We start from the raw sequence: 3,518 nt of genomic DNA, 5'->3' as shown, positions 1-3,518 counted from the left end.
CTCCCTACTCCCTACTCCCTACTCCCTACTCCCTACTCCCTACTCCCTACTCCCTACTCCCTACTCCCTACTCCCTACTCCCTACTCCCTACTCCCTACTCCCTACTCCCTAATCTTCCAACGTTATTACAACTTTACCTCTCCCGTGTCCTTGTTCAAGATATCTGATAGCTTCAGGCACCTCACTTAAGCTGTATCGTCTATCGATAACAGGTGCTATTTTGCCAGTTTCAAGAAGCTCTTTGATAAAAACCAAATCCTTCTTGTTTGGTTCCATAAACAGGGACACGATTTTATTACTTCCGGTCATGGAAATCCATGAGCCTAGGAACATAAGTTGGAAAAGTTGAGCTGTGGAACCTCCGACGAAGACATAAATTCCGTTGGGAGTTAATATATTCTTGTAATCCAAAATGGAACGATAGGCCGCAGCATCAAGAATTAGGTCATAATGCTGACCATTTTTGGTGACATCTTCTTGAGTGTAATCAATCACATGGTCTGCACCAATGGAGCGCACCATGTCTAAATTCCTGGTGCTGCACACCCCAGTCACTTCGGCCCCGAAGGATTTGGCAATCTGCACGGCAAAGGTACCGACACCACCAGAGGCACCGTTAATCAAAACCTTTTGCCCTGACTGAATCTGCCCTTGGTCCCGAAGACCTTGCAGGGCGGTGAGTGCTGCTGCCGGTACTGCTGCCACTTCCTCGAAGGTGATACTGGCGGGTTTCAAGACTAATGCACTTTCCCTGGCACATACATACTCGGCAAAACCCCCGAAACCATGGTCGGATAGGTTCCCGAATACTTCATCACCTGGCTGAAACTGCTTTACGTTTTTGCCAATGGCTTCAACCCGCCCTGCTATGTCTGCTCCCAGTATCTGGTTTTTTGGTTTTAGGAGTCCAAAGCCCATGATGCGGATCATGAAGGGTTTTCCTCTGAGTAAATGCCAATCACCTGCATTGGCGGATGCGCTATGAATTTTTACTAATACTTCATCCTCCTTAGGGATGGGTTTTTCTATTTCTTTGAGCTGAAGAACATCGGGTGATCCGTATTTTGTGTATAGAATTGCTTTCATAGGTATTTTGGTTAATTGTTTTATTATGTATAGCAATTTTTATAGCTATGATAATTGCTATATACTTGATTACTATGAAAAGCTCGATAATTTGACTAATTCCTTCTGAGCAAACTTCCGCAGTTTAGGATCGGAGTCATGGTCTGCTCTATCCTGCAATAAGGATCGGGTTTGAAAATGGTTAGGATAATATTCGAGGATGGCCTTAAGGGCTGCTTGTCGAGGATTGTCATCCCAGCGTTCCTTACGCTCAAAGGGGTCATGGAGAATGCGATCGCATAAAAATTCAAATAACCAAGGCTGATTGGCCGTAGGCCACGCTACGCGATCGTGCCAACCTTGAGCTAACTGTTCAATTGCTGTAACTCGCACATCCGAATCAGTATCAAAGCGAGCCGATTGTTGAAGTAGGGCGAAGGTATCTCGGTGGTCTTGGTAACCTTGAGCTAACTGTTCAATTGCTGTAATTCGTACCCACGAATCAGTATCAGAGCGAACCGATGCTTGAAGTAGAGGTAAAGTATCTCGGTGGTCTTGGTAACCTTGAGCTAACTGTTCAATTGCTGTAATTCGCAACTCCCAATTAGTATCAGAGCGAGCCGATTGTTGAAGTAGAGGTAAAGTATCTCGGTGGTCTTGGTAACATTGAGCTAACTGTTCAATTGCTGTACGTCGCACCCGCGAATCAGGATCAGAGCGAGCCGATTGTTGAAGTAGGGCTAAGGTATCTGGGTGGTCTTGGTAACCTTGAGCTAACTGTTCAATTGCTGTAGCTCGCACCCGCGAATCAGTATTAGAGCGAGCCGATTGTTGAAGTAGGGCTAAGGTATCTGGGTGGTCTTGGTAACCTTGAGCTAACTGTTCAATTGCTGTACGTCGCACTAACACATAAATATCCGAGCAAGCCAATTGTTGAAGTGTGGCGAAGGCATCTGGGTGGTCTTTGTAACCTTGAGCTAATTGTTTAATTGCTGTAACTCGCAAATCTAGATCAGTATCAGAGCGAGCCGATTGTTGAAGTGTGGCGAAGGCATCTGGGTGGTCTTTGTAACATTGAGCTAACTGTTCAATTGCTGTACGCCGCACCCACGAATCAGTATCAGAGCGAGCCAATTCTTGAAGTGTGGCGAAGGCATCTGGGTGGTCTTTGTAACCTTGAGCTAACTGTTTAATTGCTGTAACTCGCAGATCTAGATCAGTATCAGAGCCAGCCAATTCTTGAAGTAGGGGCAAGGTATCTGGGTGGTCTTGCCAATGGGTGGCTACTGCTACTACAGCTTTAATGCGAATATCACGGACTAACTTTGCCTCATTTCCATAAGGGTCATAATCATAATCCCATTGATGGAGCAGTAATCGAGAGGATTGGTTATAGAGTTCAGAACGGTCACGAGGCAATTCTTGATTGCGATTCAGGATTGCCATCATCGTTAGTAATAGGGGATTTTGCGCCAGTTGTCGAATGGGGGAGGATGTGTCTATTGCTTTTTGTAAGCGCTCCCGTTTCCTAACTTTATCGGCTTGATCCGTAAAGGTTAATTCATGCCAGTGCTCGATAAAGGTTTGAATTTGTTCCGACTCCAAGTCTTGGAGCATAACATGACGAAATTCAGCATCCCGTAGCCGTTGGGGTTTATAACCAATGACGCGAGATGTCACAATTACTCTTACCTTGGGATAGGTATTGGTAAAGCGATGAATATCCGTAATCACATCTTCTCGTTTCCCTAAATCAAACACTTCATCCAAGCCATCAAACATCACTAAGGCATTACCAGCTTTTAACTGGTCATGAATTTGATGTTGATTGAGATGACATATTGCTCCACTGCTTTGATGACAGAATTCCAAAAAGTTATTACACTGTCCACTATCGCGATTCCGGATATAGGTGCGTAATTCAATCAGTAAGGGAATTGGTAGAGAAAAGGCAGTAGTTATATCTGTTCTTGCCCACTCCAATGCTAAATATTGCAGCAAGGTAGATTTACCAGAGCCTGGGTCTCCTAAAACCACCAAATACCGATAGCTTTGAGAGTCCTTGATCACATCCAATACCGATTTAATTGGCTGTTGATAATAAAGCTTTTTAGCTTTTTCCAGCTCCTTTTGGTCAATTTCCTGTTCTAGTTGACCACTCTCTCGCAGTTTTTGATAATAATCTTTAGGCAGTTCATGAATCGCCTCTGGCATCAAGTCATGAACCTCTCGCACATTTTGGGGGATAAATATATTCCATAGTTTTAGTTGATTATAGGCAGAGCCATCGGTATCTAAACTATCTAATTTAACATTACCATAGCTTTCTAGGATTGCTTCTTGATATTCCCTTAAGTCAAAGTCTGGGATAATGCCTGCTGTAGCTTCAGTGTTTTTGGCGATCGCTTCAATATTTTCGAAATTGCGGATAGGCCGTAACTTATCCGATTGC

The 3,518-nt window shown here is 44.1% G+C and carries 2 protein-coding genes; both read right to left on the bottom strand.

All coding sequences use genetic code 11. The features are described 5' to 3' along the window. Nucleotides 1–109: 109 nt before the first annotated feature. Nucleotides 110–1,087 (bottom strand): NAD(P)-dependent alcohol dehydrogenase, encoded by a 978-nt coding sequence (locus F6K51_RS35585; protein ID WP_293030458.1) that lies wholly within the window; start codon nucleotides 1,085–1,087, stop codon nucleotides 110–112. 72 nt (nucleotides 1,088–1,159) lie between these two features. Further along, on the bottom strand, nucleotides 1,160–3,518 hold a 2,359-nt coding region (locus tag F6K51_RS35580), incomplete at its 5' end, for a HEAT repeat domain-containing protein (protein WP_293030456.1).

This window comes from Moorena sp. SIO3I8 (genome assembly GCF_010692325.1).
Taxonomy (GTDB): Bacteria; Cyanobacteriota; Cyanobacteriia; order Cyanobacteriales; family Coleofasciculaceae; genus Moorena.
The sequence above is the reverse complement of the archived record's forward strand: the minus strand, read 5'-3'. Positions and strand labels throughout refer to the sequence as shown.

Excerpts from the sequence above, each read along its gene's own strand:
- F6K51_RS35585 (WP_293030458.1), bottom strand. The coding sequence starts at position 1,087 with ATGAAAGCAATTCTATACACAAAATACGGATCACCCGATGTTCTTCAG.